General features: G+C 61.3%; 17 protein-coding genes. 14 read left to right on the forward strand and 3 right to left on the reverse strand.

Going from position 1 to position 16349, the window contains the following annotated elements:
- Window positions 1–6 precede the first annotated feature (6 nt).
- Window positions 7–1044 (forward strand): LacI family DNA-binding transcriptional regulator, encoded by a 1038-nt coding sequence (locus AC1965_RS17600; RefSeq protein ID WP_483885125.1) that lies wholly within the window; start codon window positions 7–9, stop codon window positions 1042–1044.
- Complete coding sequence (locus AC1965_RS17605; RefSeq protein WP_483885126.1) at window positions 1041–2255, forward strand: winged helix-turn-helix domain-containing protein; 1215 nt, start codon at window positions 1041–1043, stop codon at window positions 2253–2255. Before AC1965_RS17600 ends, AC1965_RS17605 begins: the two co-directional genes overlap by 4 nt.
- 2 nt (window positions 2256–2257) lie before the next feature.
- Here the strand turns inward: AC1965_RS17605 and AC1965_RS17610 are convergent, their stop codons facing one another.
- Entirely contained in the window at window positions 2258–2959 is a 702-nt protein-coding gene (locus tag AC1965_RS17610) for an aspartate/glutamate racemase family protein (protein WP_483885127.1), read from the reverse strand.
- Window positions 2960–3130: 171 nt separating this feature from the next.
- On the opposite strand from AC1965_RS17610, the gene AC1965_RS17615 reads away from it, so the two are divergent.
- From AC1965_RS17615 to AC1965_RS17645, 7 genes are all read left to right on the forward strand, one after another.
- Entirely contained in the window at window positions 3131–4387 is a 1257-nt protein-coding gene (locus AC1965_RS17615) for an NAD(P)/FAD-dependent oxidoreductase (protein ID WP_483885128.1), read from the forward strand.
- A gap of 26 nt (window positions 4388–4413) precedes the next feature.
- Window positions 4414–5403: a TRAP transporter substrate-binding protein gene (locus AC1965_RS17620; protein ID WP_483885129.1), complete on the forward strand. Its 990-nt coding sequence runs from the start codon at window positions 4414–4416 to the stop codon at window positions 5401–5403.
- A gap of 72 nt (window positions 5404–5475) precedes the next feature.
- Window positions 5476–6000 (forward strand): TRAP transporter small permease, encoded by a 525-nt coding sequence (locus AC1965_RS17625; protein ID WP_483885130.1) that lies wholly within the window; start codon window positions 5476–5478, stop codon window positions 5998–6000.
- Window positions 6001–6004: 4 nt separating this feature from the next.
- Window positions 6005–7315 (forward strand): TRAP transporter large permease, encoded by a 1311-nt coding sequence (locus AC1965_RS17630; RefSeq protein ID WP_483885131.1) that lies wholly within the window; start codon window positions 6005–6007, stop codon window positions 7313–7315.
- 21 nt (window positions 7316–7336) lie between these two features.
- Window positions 7337–8065, forward strand: coding sequence for a 5-oxoprolinase subunit B family protein (locus AC1965_RS17635; protein WP_483885132.1), 729 nt, complete (start codon window positions 7337–7339; stop codon window positions 8063–8065).
- Window positions 8062–9090, forward strand: coding sequence for a 5-oxoprolinase subunit C family protein (locus AC1965_RS17640; RefSeq protein WP_483885133.1), 1029 nt, complete (start codon window positions 8062–8064; stop codon window positions 9088–9090). The genes AC1965_RS17635 and AC1965_RS17640 overlap by 4 nt, the downstream gene beginning before the upstream one ends.
- 1 nt (window position 9091) lies before the next feature.
- On the forward strand, window positions 9092–9859 hold the full coding sequence (locus AC1965_RS17645; RefSeq protein ID WP_483885134.1) for a LamB/YcsF family protein: 768 nt from the start codon (window positions 9092–9094) through the stop codon (window positions 9857–9859).
- On the opposite strand, the gene AC1965_RS17650 is transcribed toward AC1965_RS17645, so the two are convergent.
- The gene (locus AC1965_RS17650; RefSeq protein ID WP_483885135.1) at window positions 9856–10725 is read right to left on the reverse strand and encodes a branched-chain amino acid aminotransferase; all 870 of its coding nucleotides are present in this window, start codon (window positions 10723–10725) and stop codon (window positions 9856–9858) included. The genes AC1965_RS17645 and AC1965_RS17650 overlap by 4 nt on opposite strands.
- Before the next feature lie 163 nt (window positions 10726–10888).
- Between AC1965_RS17650 and AC1965_RS17655 the strand changes: the two genes are divergently transcribed.
- The 5 genes from AC1965_RS17655 to dxs all read left to right on the forward strand — a co-directional run bounded on the left by AC1965_RS17655 (window position 10889) and on the right by dxs (window position 15341).
- Window positions 10889–11401 carry a MarR family winged helix-turn-helix transcriptional regulator gene (locus AC1965_RS17655; protein ID WP_483885136.1) on the forward strand — a complete coding sequence of 171 codons (513 nt, stop codon included), beginning with the start codon at window positions 10889–10891 and terminating at the stop codon, window positions 11399–11401.
- Window positions 11398–12099 (forward strand): response regulator, encoded by a 702-nt coding sequence (locus tag AC1965_RS17660; RefSeq protein WP_483885137.1) that lies wholly within the window; start codon window positions 11398–11400, stop codon window positions 12097–12099. The genes AC1965_RS17655 and AC1965_RS17660 overlap by 4 nt, the downstream gene beginning before the upstream one ends.
- A gap of 151 nt (window positions 12100–12250) precedes the next feature.
- Window positions 12251–12493, forward strand: coding sequence for an exodeoxyribonuclease VII small subunit (locus AC1965_RS17665; RefSeq protein WP_483885138.1), 243 nt, complete (start codon window positions 12251–12253; stop codon window positions 12491–12493).
- Window positions 12453–13388 carry a polyprenyl synthetase family protein gene (locus AC1965_RS17670; RefSeq protein ID WP_483885139.1) on the forward strand — a complete coding sequence of 312 codons (936 nt, stop codon included), beginning with the start codon at window positions 12453–12455 and terminating at the stop codon, window positions 13386–13388. Before AC1965_RS17665 ends, AC1965_RS17670 begins: the two co-directional genes overlap by 41 nt.
- 24 nt (window positions 13389–13412) lie before the next feature.
- On the forward strand, window positions 13413–15341 hold the full coding sequence (gene dxs, locus AC1965_RS17675) for a 1-deoxy-D-xylulose-5-phosphate synthase (protein WP_483885140.1): 1929 nt from the start codon (window positions 13413–13415) through the stop codon (window positions 15339–15341).
- A 24-nt stretch (window positions 15342–15365) separates the two neighbouring features.
- Here dxs and AC1965_RS17680 read toward each other — a convergent pair whose 3' ends face one another.
- Complete coding sequence (locus tag AC1965_RS17680) at window positions 15366–16226, reverse strand: SDR family oxidoreductase (RefSeq protein ID WP_483885141.1); 861 nt, start codon at window positions 16224–16226, stop codon at window positions 15366–15368.
- Between the last annotated feature and the right edge of the window lie 123 nt (window positions 16227–16349).

Consider the following 16349-nt stretch of genomic DNA (forward strand, 5'->3'; position numbering starts at 1 on the left):
ATGCAATTGAATACCCCCCCAAAACGCCCATTGACCCTGCGCGATGTGTCCGAAGCCTGTGGCGTTTCAGAAATGACCGTCAGCCGCGTATTACGCAAACGCGGCGATGTCTCTGACGCCACGCGTAACCGGGTTTTGACTGCGGCCAAGGCCCTGGGCTATGTGCCAAACCAGATTGCGGGGTCGCTTGCCTCGCAGCGTGTCAATCTGGTTGCAGTTATCATTCCGTCGCTCAGCAATATGGTGTTTCCTGAGGTCCTGAACGGCATCAATCAGGTTCTTGAGGATACCCCTCTGCAACCGGTGGTCGGCGTCACCGACTATTTGCCAGAAAAGGAAGAGCGCGTTCTATATGAAATGCTGTCTTGGCGACCATCCGGTGTGATCATCGCGGGGCTGGAGCATTCGGACGCCACCCGCGCGATGCTGCGCAACGCGGGCATCCCCGTGGTCGAGATCATGGACGTCGATGGCACGCCCGTGGATGCGATGGTGGGGATTTCGCACCGCCGCGCCGGGCGCGAAATGGCACGTGCCATCCTCAAGGAAGGTTACGAACATATCGGTTTCATGGGCACGAAGATGCCGTTGGACCACCGTGCGCGCAAACGCTTTGAAGGTTTCACCGAAGGTCTGGCCAAGGCCGGGGTCGAAATTGAGGATAGGGCGTTTTATTCTGGCGGCTCGGCGTTGGCCAAGGGTCGCGAGATGACGCAGGAGATGCTTGAACGCTCGCCCGATCTGGATTTTCTGTATTACTCCAATGATATGATAGGCGCCGGTGGTTTGCTCTATCTGCTTGATCAGGGCATTGATATTCCCGGGCAGATCGGCCTTGCTGGGTTTAACAATGTCGAATTGCTGCAAGGTCTGCCGCGCCAGTTGGCCACGATGGATGCCTGCCGGATCGACATTGGTCAGGCCGCGGCGCGGATCATCTTGAACCAAACGCTCGACGCGCCCGACCCCGATCTGGCCCACCAGATCACGCTGACCCCTACCTTGTCTCTGGGTGATACGCTACGACGACACCGCAAGGGATGACCTTGCCGCGTCTTAGCAACACTGCCGCGCGACGGGTGTTTCTGGATCGGCACCAGCTTTGCGAAACGCCGCAAGGCCCGGCCCATGGCGTCGCATTGCTCGGGCTGATCAACAGCCTGGGCTTTGTGCAGCTCGACAGCATCAATACCGTGGCACGGGCGCATGATCTCATCCTATTTTCGCGCCGCCCACGGTATCGGCCCAAGGCCCTCAAGCGGCTGCACGAACACGACCGTGCGCTGTTTGAACATTGGACCCACGACGCCGCCATCATCCCGATGGCGTTTTACCCGCAGTGGCACCTGCGGCGTCAGCGCGATGCGCAGCGACTAAAGGCGCGGTGGCGCGACGATCGGCGCGCAGGATTCGAAGCGCAGTTTCAGGTGGTGCTGGACCAGATCCGCGAACGCGGGCCGGTCAGTTCATCAGACGTCGGTAAGGACGAACCGCGCGGTTCCGGCGGCTGGTGGGATTGGCATCCATCCAAGACAGCGCTGGAGTATCTGTGGCGCAGTGGCGCGCTGTGTGTTGTGGGGCGCGAGGGATTTCAAAAACGCTATGACCTGACCGAACGGGTGCTCGACGCGCATCTGTGCGACCCAAGCAGCGGCCCTGATTTGGACCAGACCATTGATTGGTGCTGCGATCAGGCGCTGGCGCGGCTGGGCTTTGCGACCCATGGCGAACTCGCGGCCTTTTGGGCGCATATCACCCCGGCAGAGGCCCGACAGTGGTGCGCGCGAGAGGTGGCGGCCGGCCGATTGCAGCAGATTGACTTTGAAGGCGCGGATGGTGATGTGAAACCTGCGTTTGCGCGTCCCGGCCTGTTGCACGATCCTGCCTGCGACACTGTGCCCAGCAGCCGCTTACGCGTGCTTAGCCCCTTTGACCCGGCCCTGCGCGACCGCAAGCGCGCCGAGCGGTTGTTTGGGTTTTCCTATCGGATCGAAGTCTTTGTCCCTGCCCCCCAACGCAAGTACGGCTATTACGTTTTTCCGATCCTGCAGGGAGACCGGCTTGTGGGGCGCGTCGACATGAAAGCGTTTCGCGACGAAGATGTTTTGCGTGTCAGCGCGCTTTGGCCCGAACGCGGTGTGCGCTGGGGCAAGGGCCGCTGTCAGGCGTTCGAAGCAGAGGTACAGCGCCTGACCGCGCTGGCCGGGGTCAGCCGGGTTGAATTTGCAGAAGGCTGGTTGCGCGATCCGGTCTGATGTCAGGGCCGATCAAAGGTTCGCGGACGCAGCCCAGCGTGAAACCAGCGCAAATAGGTATAGATCGAAAACACGGGCCGCCCTGTGGCCGCTGCAATCGCATCGGCATAAGGCACCATATTTGTACATTCCAGCAGAATTGCCCCCACGCAGGCATGATCTGCGACCAGTTCCTGCGCCGCGCCGACCATATCCCGCTCTGCCCCGTCGACATCAAGCGACGCGTGATTTCCAAGGATCGTTTGGGCAAACCCACTGTGCTCAAGACCCTGCACCGGACAGCTATGCGGCACCCCGGCCGTGCGCAAATGTACGGCCGACAGCGCCTCGGCTGATATCGTAAGAATGCCAACGCGCTGGTCAGGTGGCAACATGGCGGCGATCTGGCCCGCCTGTTCCAGTGCAGATGCCGCCACAGGCACACCCAATGCCGCAGCCAACCGACCGCGCAACGGCGCCAGAAAACCACAGGTCGTGGCAATGCCGCTGCACCCTTGTGCCACCAATCCCTGCCCGGCGCTGATGAACGCCTGCACGAACGGTTCGACGTCATCACAGACGATCGCGTCCGGCGTGGCGCCGGGCACCACGGCGTAGCGCACCGCAAACGGCCAGGTAACCGCATTGCCGATATCACCCGGTATGCGTGGAAACCGTGTATCAAGCATCATGATGCCCAACAGCGGAGGTGCTTCAGTTGCCATATCTGCCCTGCATTTACTTACTATAGTGTGCCGTAGCCCCCCGTGGAGAAGCAAGCGGCAGACCAACGATTACATTTTGTCAGCATTTTGTTGACGTATTGATCTTTTCTGCAAGTATACCCTCAAAGGAATCACACCCATGCCACTGCGCCCCACAAAGTTGCCCTGCGTATGACCCGCCATGTCGTCGTCATTGGCGCGGGCATCGTGGGTGTTTCCACGGCCATCTGGCTAAAACGCGCTGGCGCCGACGTGACGTTGATCGACCGGGGCGAACCGGGTCGCGGTACGTCGCACGGCAATGGCGGGGTGTTGGCGGCCTGCGCCATGGTGCCCGTGACCGCGCCGGGTCTGCTGCGAAAAGCGCCCGCGATGCTGCGCGATCCCGAATTTCCGCTATTTCTGCGTTGGCCCTACCTGCCCCGATTGCTGCCCTGGCTGCGGCGCTACATGGCCAACGCCAATGACGCCGACACAAGGCGCATTGCTGCGGCGCTCACCCCGATCGTGTCCGACAGCGTGGATCAGCACAAGGCGCTTTGCCGCGACCTGGGACTGGGCGCATGGGTCAGCGACAGCGATTACTGCTTCGCCTACACCGACCGAAGCCTGTTCGAGGCGGAGCGTTACACCTGGGCGCTGCGGGCGCAGGCCGGGTTTGTGCCAGACCTGATCGAAGGGGCCGACGTGCAGGATTACGACCCCGCCTACGGGCCGGACATCACCTGCCTTGCACGTCTGCGCGACCACGGTTTTATCACCGATCCCGGCGGCTACGTACGTGCGCTGGCCAAGGCGTTTGACGATATGGGCGGCACAATCCGTCAGGCCGAGGTCAAAGATTTTGATCTGACCGATGGCTGTATCACAGCGGTTCAGACCACCGAAGGAGGCCTGCCCTGTGACGATGTGGTGCTTGCGACCGGTGTCTGGTCGAAACCCTTGATGCGCAAGCTGGGCCTGAATGTGCCGCTGGAATCTGAACGCGGCTATCACATCGTGTTCGAAAATGCACAAGGCGGGCCCGCGCAACCTACGATGGTGGCTGCCGCAAAATTTGTCGCAACCCCGATGGCGCAGGGCCTGCGCTGTGCCGGGATCGTCGAATTTGGCGGGCTTGACGCTGGCCCCTCCAAGGCCCCACTGGCGCTGCTCCGGCGGCAGGCCAAGGCGGCATTCCCGCATCTGACCGCGACCAACGAAATCGAATGGCTGGGGCACCGACCTGCCCCCAGCGACTCTCTGCCTTTGATTGGGCAGATTGGCACAAGCCGGGTCTTTACCGCCTTCGGGCATCACCACATCGGGTTGACGGGCGGGCCAAAAACGGGCCGACTGATCGCCGGAATGATTACGGGCCAGACTCCAAACATGGATATGGCCGCGTATCACCCCCAACGCTTTGCCGGGGCGACCGCCAAAGCGTGACTACTAAATAATATAGGGAGAATAACATGACACTGACTGCAAAACTCATGGCGGGTGCCGCCACCGCGGCGCTGGGACTGACAGCCGCCCTTCCGGCCTTTGCCGCCGAGAAGTGGGACATGCCGATGGCCTATTCGGCCTCAAACTTTCACTCAGAAAACGGCGTTGCGTTTGCCACTTGTGTGACCGACGGCACAGGCGGCGAAATCGAGATCACCGTTCACCCCGGCGGCGCGCTGTTTGCCGGCGCGGACATCAAGCGCGCGATTCAGACCGGGCAAGTCCAGATCGGGGAACGTCTGTTGTCGGGCCACCAGAACGAAAGCGCAATCTTCGGTTTTGATTCCATTCCGTTCCTCGCGCCATCCTTTGATGACAGCGCCAAACTGTGGGACGCCGCCAAGCCCAAGATCGAGGCCCTGCTGGATGAGCAGAACCTCGTCTTGCTTTATAACGTGCCATGGCCACCGCAGGGTCTGTACTTCAAGAAAGAAGTGAACAGCGTCGAAGACATGAAAGGCGTCAAGTTCCGGTCCTACAACAACACCACCGCGCGTCTGGCCGAACTGACAGGCATGTTGCCCGTGACGGTTGAGGCCGCAGAGGTCAGCCAGGCCTTTGCAACTGGTGTCGCGGAATCGATGATCTCGTCCGGGGCGACAGGCTATGACCAGAAGGTCTGGGAAAGCCTGACAAACTTTTACGAAGTCGACGCATGGCTGCCGCGCAACTACGTGATGGTGAACAAGGACGTCTGGACCGATGTGTCGGATGCCAACAAGGGCGTGATCACCACCTGCGCCACCGAAGCCGAAGCACGCGGTTTGCAGGCATCCAAGGACTATACCCAGTTCACCTATGACGGCCTGCGCGAAGGTGGCATGAACGTGGAACCGGCCAGCGAAGAGCTGATGTCGGGCCTGCGCGAAGTTGGCGCCACCATGACGACCGAATGGCTCGAAGCCGCTGGCGAAGACGGCAAGGCCATCGTGGATAACTTCAAAGCGATGCAATAATCGCACCTGCGGCGGCCCCTTTGCGGGCCGCCGCTTGTCATTCCACGGAATGAAACGGGAGGGGGACAGCCCATGAAGGCGCTGCGCAAAACACTTGATTTACTTTATGCGGGCGCGGGGGCCTTGGCGGCGGTTTGCCTTGTCGCAATCCTGCTGCTGATCGTGGCCCAGATGATCGCCCGCTGGACCGGAGAAATCTTTCCCGGCGCAGCCTCTTATGCTGGATATGCCATGGCGGGCGCCAGCTTTCTCGCCTTTGCCAACGCACTTAGCCGCGGTTCGCATATCCGCGTGTCGATCCTGCTTAACGCGCTCAGCGCCGGGCCGAAACGACTGCTTGAAATCTGGTGCTTTGCCGTGGGGGCCGCCGTTGCGTGGTACTTCACCTATTACGCCTATTGGTTTGTGTACTGGTCGTGGAAGTTCAACGAGATCAGTCAGGATCAGGACGCAAGCCCGCTGTGGATACCGCAATCTGTCATGGTCATCGGCGGCGGCATCCTTGCCATCGCGCTGACGGACAACCTGCTGCACGTCATTTTCAAGGGGGATCACCGCATCACCCGCGATCTTGTCGATCAAAGTTTTGGGGAATGACGCGATGACCGAAATTTATGCAATCGCGCTGTTCCTGATCGTCCTCTTCTTCCTTCTTGGCACCGGCGTCTGGGTTGGTCTGGCCCTTATGGGCGTGGCCTGGCTCGGGATGGAGCTGTTCACCTCGCGCCCTGTTGGCGACACGATGATCACAACGATCTGGGCCAGTTCATCCAGTTGGACCCTGACGGCCCTGCCGCTGTTTGTCTGGATGGGCGAGATCCTTTACCGCACACGACTGTCCCAAGACATGTTTCGCGGATTGGCCCCCTGGCTGGCACGGTTGCCCGGCGGGCTGGTGCATACCAATATCGTCGGCTGCACCGTATTTGCCGCGGTTTCCGGTTCGTCCGCTGCGACCCTTACGACGGTGGGCAAGATGTCGATCCCAGAGCTGCGCAGCCGGGGCTATCCCGAAAAGATGATCATCGGCACATTGGCGGGTGCGGCCACGCTGGGCCTGATGATCCCGCCCTCGCTCGCGCTGATCGTCTACGGCGTTACGGTCAATGAAAGCATCACAAAACTGTTCTTTGCAGGGGTCATGCCGGGGCTGCTTCTGGCGCTGATGTTCATGGGCTACGTCGCCCTGAGCAGTGTGTTTTCCAAAGACTGGAACCCCAAGCCCGAAGCCCAAATGACCTTTATGCAAAAGCTTAGCAATTCGCGGTTTCTCCTTCCCGTCTTCGCGCTGATCTCGGTTGTAATCGGCTCCATGTACCTCGGCTTTGCCACCGCGACCGAAGCGGCGGCAATCGGGGTGATCGGGGCGCTTACGCTTGCGCTGTTTCAGGGGTCCCTCAACTGGCACAGTTTCCGCGAAAGCCTGATGGGCGCGATGCGCACCAGCGCCATGATCGCGCTGATCCTCGCCGGGGCCGCATTCTTGAAACTGTCCATGGGCTTTACCGGGCTGCCCCGCGCGCTGGCAGATGGCATCGCGGCGATGGAGCTGTCGCGGTTTCAACTGCTGATGGCACTCTTGGTGTTCTACATCGTGCTGGGCATGTTTTTGGATGGTATTTCGTCCGTCGTGCTGACCATGGCCGTGGTTGAACCCATGGTGCGGGGCGCTGGAATTGATCTGATCTGGTTCGGCATCTTTGTCGTCGTGGTCGTCGAAATGGCACAGATTACACCTCCCATCGGCTTCAATCTGTTTGTTCTCCAAGGTATGACGGATCACGAAATGGGCTATATCACGCGCGCCGCGCTGCCGATGTTTGCGATTATGGTGTTGATGGTCTTCGTCCTCATCTGGTTCCCGGAAATCGCGACTTGGCTGCCCGAAAACCTGCGTAAGGGGCCGGTTTGACAATGAACGGGATGCTACGACGTGTCTGAATGGCCCCAAATCCGCAGCGTTGGCCTGTCTGGCCTGTTGATCACCTTTGCCGCCCAGATGTCAGAGCCCGCGAACCGCGCGGCGCTCGCCTTTCGCGCGGCGATTGATCAACAGGGCTGGCCAGAGGTGACAGAGACCAGCACCTCACTGGTTTCAACTTTCGTGCAATTCGATTTGTCGCAGGAGGCGCTGACCACACTGACTGAACGGTTGCAAGAGCTGCTGAACCAGCGCAATTGGTTCGACGCGCCTTTGCCGTCGGGCCGCACGCTGTGGCATGTGCCGACTGTCTATGGCACCAATCTCGCGCCCCAGCTTGAGGATGCGGCGACAGCGGCAGGGGTGGACCCGGACACCGCGATCAAGCAATTGTCGCAGTCCCGCGTCAGGGTCCTGACCATCGGCTTTGCCCCGGGTCAGCCCTATATGGGTGAATTGGCCGAGCACTGGAACATCCCCCGCCAGCAGGGGCTGACCAAATCGGTGCCCGCAGGTGCGCTGGTCGTGGCAATAAGGCAGTTGATTGTCTTTACCAATGCCTCGCCAACCGGGTGGCGACATATCGGCCAAACGGCGTTCAGGACATTTCAGCCCGAAAGCGACGACCCCTTCCCCCTGTCGCCTGGGGACGAGTTATGCTTTCCCGCGATTGGTCTGGATGCCTATCAAAAACTGCGCGACAGCGGCCAAAGCGGTGCCGAAAAAGAGGCGCTGACATGAGCGTGCATCTGACGATCGAACAGGCAGGCCCGGCAATGAGCCTGCAAGACCTTGGCCGCCCCGGTTTTCGCGCGCAAGGGCTGACCCATGGTGGCGCCGCCGATCGAACTGCGCTCTATGAGGGCGGCGCACTCTTGGGCCAGGACCCCAACTCGGCCGCGATCGAGATGGCCGGCAGCGGCGGCAGTTTTCGCGCCGACAGCGATATCCGAATTGCCCTGACCGGCGCGCGCATGACGGCCAGCGTCGAGGGCGAGCCAGTGGCCTGGAATGCCAGCCATTTGCTGCCCAGAGGGGCGGTGCTCAAGATCGGCGGGGCCAGTGATGGGGCGTATGGCTATCTGCATGTCGGGGGCGGCTTTGCCACCGAACCGCGCATGGGGTCTCGCGCCAGCCATCTCTCTGCGGGTCTCGGCGCGCTGCTGGAAACCGGACAAACCCTGCCATTGGGCAAGGACACGGGCCGCGAAACCGGGCAAAGCCTGCCGCGCGAAAATCGGTTTGGTGGTGGCACGTTGCGCATCGTCGCCTCGATGCAGACCGAAGCCTTTACCCCCGATACCCGCAACCGCTTTATCGACACTGGCTTTCGGCGCGATGCCCGTGCCAACCGGATGGGTGCGCGCATGGATCACGCGGGCGACGGCTTTTCCACCCAGGATCAGCTAAGCATCGTGTCCGAGGTCATCGTGCCGGGCGACATCCAGATCACCGGCGACGGCACGCCTTTTGTTCTGCTTTGCGAATGTCAGACCACAGGGGGCTATCCCCGCATCGGCACAGTAATCCCATGCGATCTGCCGATTGTGGCACAGGCGCAGGCCGGCGACGCACTGCGGTTTGAATTTATCGAGATAGTCCAGGCGCTCGACCTGCAAGAGCGCCATCTTGCGATGCTGGCAGCGCTGCCCGGCAAACGCACAGCACTGGTGCGCGACCCCGCCACGATCCGGGATTTGCTGGGTTACCAATTGATCAGCGGTGCCGTTTCAGCCACCAACGACCCATTCGAACAGGAGTTTTGATATGCCGACCGTCGACCTGAATGCAGACATGGGCGAAAGCTTTGGCGCGTGGAAAATGGGCGACGACGCGGCCCTGCTGCGTATCGTGACCTCGGCCAATATCGCGTGCGGGGGGCATGCGGGCGATGCCGATGTCATGGCAGCGACGATGCGTCTGGCAGGCCAAAATGACGTTGGCATCGGCGCGCATCCGGGCTTCATGGATCTGGCTGGGTTTGGCCGCAACCGTCTGTCGATACCCCGCGGCACGCTGCAAAATCAGGTCCGCTATCAGGTGGCGGCAAGTGTCGGCATGGCCCGCAGTGTCGGTGCGCAAGTGCGGCATCTGAAATTACACGGCGCGCTGGCAAATATGGCATCCGAGGATGAAACGCTGGCCCGCGACCTTTATATTGCCGCGCTCAGCGTCGCGCCCGAGCTGATCGTGATGGTGCTGGCCGCTACCGCGCAGGAACGTGCAGTAAAATCACTGGGCTGCAAATGGGCCGGCGAGATCTTTGCCGACCGCGCTTACAACGACGACGCCACGCTGGTGGACCGCTCCCTGCCCGGTGCGGTGATCCACGATGCGGAACACGCGGCGCGGCGGATGGTGGATATGGTCAAGGCTGGGGCGATCATTACCGAAAGCGGCAAACACATCCCGACCCGGATCGACACGATCTGCCTGCACGGCGACACGGCAGAGGCAGTCGAAATTGCCACCGCCGTCCGCAAGGGTTTGCAGGACGGCGGGGTCACGTTGCAGACGTTCAACGGTAACGCTTAAGAGCGCACCAGCTTCTCATAGTCCTGCGCAATCTCGCGGGTCAGCGCGCCGACCTCGAAATTCCAGTCGCCGATTTGGCCCACTGGAGTCACTTCGGCGGCGGTGCCGGTCAGCCAGCACTGCTCAAACCCTTCCAGCTCTTCCGGCATGATGTGGCGCTCATGCACCTTGATCTGCTTTTCACGCAGCATCCCGATCACGGTCTGCCGGGTGATGCCGTTGAGAAAGCAGTCGGGGTCAGGCGTGTGCACTTCGCCGTCTTTGACAAAGAAGATATTCGCGCCCGTCGCTTCAGCCACATAGCCGCGATAGTCATACATCATGGCATCGGAACAGCCCTTGGCCTCGGCCGCATGTTTGGACATGGTGCAGATCATATACAGACCTGCCGCCTTGGCGTGAGAAGGGATCGTTTCGGGGCTCGGGCGCTTCCATTTGGAAATGTCGAGCTTGGCGCCCTTCATCTTGGCGTCGCCGTAATAGGCGCCCCATTCCCATGCCGCGATCGCCAGACGCACCGGGTTGCGGGCCGATGCGACACCCATGTCCTCGCCCGCGCCGCGCCATGCCACTGCCCGCACATAGGCGTCCTGCAGGCCTGATGCTGCCAGCACTTCGACCTTGGCGGCTTCGATCTCATCCACGGTGTAAGGGATTTCAAAGTCGATCATCTGGGCCGACCGTTTCAACCGCTCAGAATGTTCGCGGCTCTTGAAAATCTTGCCGTTATAGGCCCGCTCGCCTTCGAATACCGACGACGCATAGTGCATGGCGTGGGTCAGGATGTGGACATTGGCATCACGCCAGTCGATCATCTTGCCATCCATCCAGATGTGTCCATCACGATCATTATATGCGCCAGCCATGGTATTTCCTTCCCAAATTTCGCAGCCAAGTTTTCATTAGTTGCGCAATCAAGGTCCGAACCGGACATTTAATTGCGTAAAACCTGCGATTCGATAGCCTTTCACCCTTGGAATGTCAACAACACTGACGTAAACTGCCGCAAAGCGATCAAAGAGGCATCTCATGGCTGACGGGCGAATGCTCTCCCCTCACAGCGGCGAAAGCTTGCTGTTTCTGACCGACGAACAACTGCGGCAGGGGATCGAGGCGATGTTTTTCGCCTACCGTGGTTTCACCGCCGACCCTGACCGCATCCTCGTCGATCTGGCCTATGGCCGCGCCCACCACCGCGCCATCCACTTTATCAATCGCGCGCCGGGCACCACAGTGAACAATCTGCTGAATATCCTCGGGGTGACGAAACAATCACTCAACCGTGTGTTGCGCACATTGATCTCCGATGGTCTGGTGCTCAGCAATGTTGGCCGCAACGACAAACGCGAACGGCACCTGTATCTGACCGATCAGGGCCGCAAGTTGGAACAGGAACTGTCCGACGCACAGCGTGCCCGGATGCGCGTCGCCTTTCGGACCGCCGGACCAGAGGCCGTCGTCGGGTTCAGAACGGTATTGGAGGCGATGATGGACCCCGAGATGCGACAAAGCTTTGATCGCCTGCGCGAGAGCGGGACATGAGCGATCTGGATGCCCATCTGCTGATTGTCGATGACGACGAACGTATCCGCACGCTGCTGCGAAAATTTCTCATGCGGCACGGATTTCTGGTGACCGCCGCCCGCGATGCGGCCCATGCGCGACGTATTCTGGTGGGGTTGGATTTTGATCTGATCGTGCTCGACGTCATGATGCCGGGCGAAGACGGCATCGCGCTAACCCGATCTCTGCGCGAAACCATGCAGACACCGATCCTGCTGCTGACTGCCAAGGGCGAGACGGACAACCGCATTGAGGGGTTGGAAGCCGGGGCAGACGATTATCTGCCCAAACCGTTTGAGCCGAAGGAACTGCTGCTGCGGATCAATGCGATCCTGCGCCGGATGCCCGACACCAGCGCCGTCGATACCGCGCCCAAGGTGCTGTCGATGGGGGTAATCCGCTATGATCTGGAACGCGGCGAGATGTGGCAAGGTGATGATCTGGTCCGCCTGACCGCCACAGAAGTGCAGTTGATGAAGATTTTCGCAGCACAACCCGGCGTCGCGCTCAGCCGTGCGCAGTTGGTCGAGGATCTGGGCCGTGACCGCGGCCAGGCGCAGGAGCGTGCAGTCGACGTCCAGATTACACGGTTGCGCCGCAAGATCGAGGACAACCCAAAACAACCCCAATATCTGCAAACCGTGCGTGGTGCGGGCTACATGCTGGCGCCAGATTGATCGCCTGATCCAACGTCTGGCCGCGACCTGCTGGCGTTTCAGAATCCCAGACCCCCGGCGATTATTCGGCAAGATGAAGGGGGGAAGGCTGCTGGCCTTGCCCCGGCTTGCACTTTATGATTTTGAAAACCCGTGATTTGAGAGGCGCAAAATGGCAGATACCCCCGTAGACGAGATGAATTTTGAAACCGCCATGGCAGAGCTTGAGCAGGTTTTGAGCAAACTGGAACGCGGCGATGTTGCGTTGGACGAGAGCATCGCGCTCTATGAACGTGGTGCGCAATTGAAGGCCCGCTGCGAGGCCAAGCTGAAAGAGGCCGAAGAAAAGGTCGCGGCCATCACGCTGGACGGCGATGGCGCGCCCACTGGCACCACACCTGTCGACGGGCTTTGACAGGTCGGGCGTGACAGTTCTTTCGCAGTACACTCCGTTTAAGGCCGCGCTGGACCATGCGCAGCGCGTTGCGGTCGGACAGATTGAACTGGGTCTGGCTGGGCAAGGCGGCCCCGTTTCGGACGCGATGCGCTATGCCACCACCGGGGGCAAGGGGCTGCGCGCATATCTGGTGATCGAAACCGCGCGGCTGCACGGCGTGACCGCCGATGCTGCGGCCCCGGCGGCGGGCGCGATTGAAGCGCTGCACGCCTATTCGCTTGTGCATGATGATCTGCCCTGCATGGACGACGACGACCTGCGGCGCGGGCATCCGACGGTGCACCGCAAATGGAACGAAGCCACGGCCGTGCTGGCCGGAGATGCGCTTCAGGCGCTGGCCTTTGACCTATTGGCGCAGATGTCTTGCCCCGCCGAGCAGCGGTTGGCGTTGCTGGGCAGCCTGGCGCGTGCCGCCGGGATCGCGGGCATGGTGGGGGGGCAGGCGATGGATATTGCGGCAGAAACGGCCACCACGCCCCTGTCGCTGGCGCAAATCACGGCATTGCAGGCAGGCAAGACCGGCGCGTTGATCGAATGGTCGGCGCAGGCAGGCCCGCGCATGACCGCCGACGACCCTACCGCCCTGGGCGATTATGCCCGGCACCTTGGGCTGGCCTTTCAGATCGCGGACGACATTTTGGATGTCGTCGGTGACGCCGAAACCCTGGGCAAGGCGGTGGGCAAGGACAGCGACGCAGGCAAGGCCACCTTCGTGTCGCACCTGGGGCTCGACGGGGCAAAACGCCGCGCCAAAGAATTGGTGGAATTGGCCTGCGATGCCCTATCTACCTATGGGAAAGAGGCACATAGCTTGCGAGAGGCCGCCGCCTTCGTTATTGCCCGCGACAGCTAGCCGCCCCGGCCAGAGAGGCACGAGATGAACGACACACCTGTAACGCCCCTGCTTGATCAGGTCGCCCGCCCCGCAGATCTAAAGCATCTGACGGACGCACAGTTGACCCAATTGGCACGGGAGCTGCGTGCCGAAACGATTTCTGCCGTCTCGCAGACGGGGGGGCATCTGGGGGCTGGCTTGGGCGTCGTCGAATTAACGGTCGCCCTGCATGCCGTCTTTGACACCCCCCGCGACAAAATCATCTGGGACGTCAGCCACCAATGCTACCCACATAAAATCCTGACGGAACGCCGCGACCGTATCCGCAGCCTGCGGATGAAAGACGGGTTGAGCGGTTTCACCAAACGCAGCGAATCCCCTTATGACCCTTTCGGGGCGGCCCACAGCTCGACCTCGATCTCTGCCGCACTCGGGTTTGCCGTGGCGCGTGATCTGGGTGGTGTGGTCCCCGAAGGCTTGGGCGATGCGATTGCCGTGATTGGCGATGGGGCGATGTCGGCGGGCATGGCCTATGAAGCATTGAACAACGCGGGCGATCTAAAAAAGCGGCTGATCGTCATTTTGAACGATAATGAAATGTCGATTGCACCGCCTGTGGGCGCAATGTCCTCCTACCTCAGCCGTCTCTACGCCGAAGCCCCTTTTCAGGACTTCAAAGCCGCCGCCAAGGGCGCGGTAAGCCTGCTGCCGGAACCCTTGCGGATCGGCGCGCAGCGCGCCAAGGATATGCTCAAAGGCATGGCCGTTGGCGGCACCTTGTTTGAACAGCTTGGCTTTTCGTACCTCGGCCCCATCGACGGGCATGACATGGACCAGTTGTTGCCGGTCCTGCGCACCGTGCGCCAGCGGGCCACCGGGCCGATCCTGATCCACGTGCTGACCAAAAAGGGCAAGGGCTATGGCCCTGCCGAGGCGGCGCGCGACCGGGGCCATGCCACGGCGAAATTCAACGTCGTGACGGGGGAACAGAAAAAAGCGCCCTCTAACGCGCCCAGCTATACCCGCGTTTTTGCTGACAGCCTGCTGGCCGAAGCGGCGGCGGATGACAAAATCTGCGCCGTGACGGCCGCCATGCCCGATGGCACCGGGCTGGATTTGTTCGCTGAACGCTATCCCAGCCGATGTTTCGATGTGGGCATTGCCGAACAACATGGGGTGACATTCTGTGCCGGCCTTGCCGCGGCGGGGATGAAACCGTTTTGCACGATGTATTCCACGTTCCTGCAACGCGGCTATGATCAGGTTGTGCATGACGTCGCCATTCAGCGCCTGCCGGTGCGTTTTGCCATCGACCGCGCCGGGCTGGTGGGGGCTGACGGGCCGACCCACGCCGGGGCGTTCGACGTGGCCTTCCTTGCCAATCTGCCCGGATTTGTCGTGATGGCCGCCGCCGACGAGGCGGAGCTGCGTCACATGGTGGCCACCGCTGCGGCGCATAACGACGGCCCCATCGCCTTTCGCTATCCGCGGGGCGAGGGGCGTGGCGTCGACCTGCCCGAACGTGGCACACCACTAGAGATCGGCAAGGGCCGCATCATCGCCAACGGCGCGCGCGTGGCGCTGCTGTCGTTCGGCACGCGGCTTGAAGAAGTCGAGAAAGCCGCCGAGGCACTCAGCGCCAAAGGCATCACGCCCACCATCGCCGATGCCCGCTTTGCCAAGCCGCTGGACCGCGACATGATCCTTTCACTGGCCGAGGACCACGAAGCGCTGATCACCATCGAAGAAGGCGCGATCGGTGGCTTTGGCAGCCACGTGGCGCAGCTATTGGCCGATGAGGGTGTGTTTGACCGGGGTCTGAAATTCCGCTCCATGGTTCTGCCCGATACCTTCATTGATCAGGCCAGCCCAGCGGACATGTATGCTGTTGCAGGGATGAATGCCGATCATATCACCGCAAAAGTGCTGGACGTCTTGGGCATCGCCAGCTTCAAGGCGCAGCGCGCCTAGAACATATTCACCCAGCAGCGCACCTCAGTTTCGGCCCTCAACCTCAAGAAGCGCCGCAAGGCCGGTGCGGTAGTCGGGATAGGTCGGCTGCCATCCCAGCGCGGCTTTGACACGATCGTTCCGCACCTTCTTGCTCTCGGCATAGAAACTGCGCGCCATCGGCGTCATCTCGGCCTCTTCAAAGGCAATCGCGGGCGGCAGCGGCAATCCCAGCAGCTCGGCCGCATGGCCGATAACATCCTGCGGCGGGGCGGGATCGTCGTCACACAGGTTGTAGATCGCCCCCGGCTGCGGCGCGGCTAGGGATAGCGCAAGCGCCTGGGCGATGTCCTCGACGTGGATGCGCGAAAACACCTGCCCCTGCTTGATGATCCGCCGCGCGGTGCCGTTGCGCACCTTGGCAAAGGGGCCGCGACCGGGGCCATAAATGCCTGCCAGCCGAAATATGTGCAAAGGCAGATCCGCAATATCCTGCCACGCCGCTTCGGCATTGACCCGCGCCATACCGCGCCGGGTCGACGGGTCCAGCGGACTGGTCTCATCTACCCAGTCGCCCTGCCGGTCACCGTAAACACCTGTTGTCGACAGGTAGCCCACCCAGCGCCGATCAGACGCGGCGGCGCGTATCTGCGCCTCCATCTGGTGCAACACAGGATCACCTTGTGGCGCCGGCCCAGCCGACACCAACACATTAGGCACCGAGGCAAACACGGGACCAAGATCACCCCCCGGCCACAAAAGCGGCTCGACCCCGGTGGCGGCAATCGCGGCCAACTTGTCCTCGCTTCGGGTGGTGCCGATGATGCGCCAGCCCTCTGGCACCAGTTTCGCTGCCAGCGCGCGGGCGCTATAGCCGTGACCAATTGAAAGTAGCGTTTTTTCCATGCCGTAAAATGGCCCGCGCCCCCGCCAATCACAAGAGCCAAGCCCCGCACAAATGAAAAACGGCCCCCAACGAAAGCTGGAGGCCGTTTCACATTATCCTGCCCGGCGAACCGGGCGGCTACC

This window comes from Sulfitobacter sp. KMM 9851 (assembly GCF_057178245.1).

Excerpts from the sequence above, each read along its gene's own strand:
- AC1965_RS17605 (WP_483885126.1), top strand. The coding sequence starts at position 1,041 with ATGACCTTGCCGCGTCTTAGCAACACTGCCGCGCGACGGGTGTTTCTG.
- AC1965_RS17610 (WP_483885127.1), bottom strand. The coding sequence starts at position 2,959 with ATGGCAACTGAAGCACCTCCGCTGTTGGGCATCATGATGCTTGATACA.
- AC1965_RS17615 (WP_483885128.1), top strand. The coding sequence starts at position 3,131 with ATGACCCGCCATGTCGTCGTCATTGGCGCGGGCATCGTGGGTGTTTCC.
- AC1965_RS17620 (WP_483885129.1), top strand. The coding sequence starts at position 4,414 with ATGACACTGACTGCAAAACTCATGGCGGGTGCCGCCACCGCGGCGCTG.
- AC1965_RS17625 (WP_483885130.1), top strand. The coding sequence starts at position 5,476 with ATGAAGGCGCTGCGCAAAACACTTGATTTACTTTATGCGGGCGCGGGG.
- AC1965_RS17630 (WP_483885131.1), top strand. The coding sequence starts at position 6,005 with ATGACCGAAATTTATGCAATCGCGCTGTTCCTGATCGTCCTCTTCTTC.
- AC1965_RS17640 (WP_483885133.1), top strand. The coding sequence starts at position 8,062 with ATGAGCGTGCATCTGACGATCGAACAGGCAGGCCCGGCAATGAGCCTG.
- AC1965_RS17645 (WP_483885134.1), top strand. The coding sequence starts at position 9,092 with ATGCCGACCGTCGACCTGAATGCAGACATGGGCGAAAGCTTTGGCGCG.
- AC1965_RS17650 (WP_483885135.1), bottom strand. The coding sequence starts at position 10,725 with ATGGCTGGCGCATATAATGATCGTGATGGACACATCTGGATGGATGGC.
- AC1965_RS17655 (WP_483885136.1), top strand. The coding sequence starts at position 10,889 with ATGGCTGACGGGCGAATGCTCTCCCCTCACAGCGGCGAAAGCTTGCTG.
- AC1965_RS17660 (WP_483885137.1), top strand. The coding sequence starts at position 11,398 with ATGAGCGATCTGGATGCCCATCTGCTGATTGTCGATGACGACGAACGT.
- AC1965_RS17665 (WP_483885138.1), top strand. The coding sequence starts at position 12,251 with ATGGCAGATACCCCCGTAGACGAGATGAATTTTGAAACCGCCATGGCA.
- AC1965_RS17670 (WP_483885139.1), top strand. The coding sequence starts at position 12,453 with ATGGCGCGCCCACTGGCACCACACCTGTCGACGGGCTTTGACAGGTCG.
- dxs (WP_483885140.1), top strand. The coding sequence starts at position 13,413 with ATGAACGACACACCTGTAACGCCCCTGCTTGATCAGGTCGCCCGCCCC.
- AC1965_RS17680 (WP_483885141.1), bottom strand. The coding sequence starts at position 16,226 with ATGGAAAAAACGCTACTTTCAATTGGTCACGGCTATAGCGCCCGCGCG.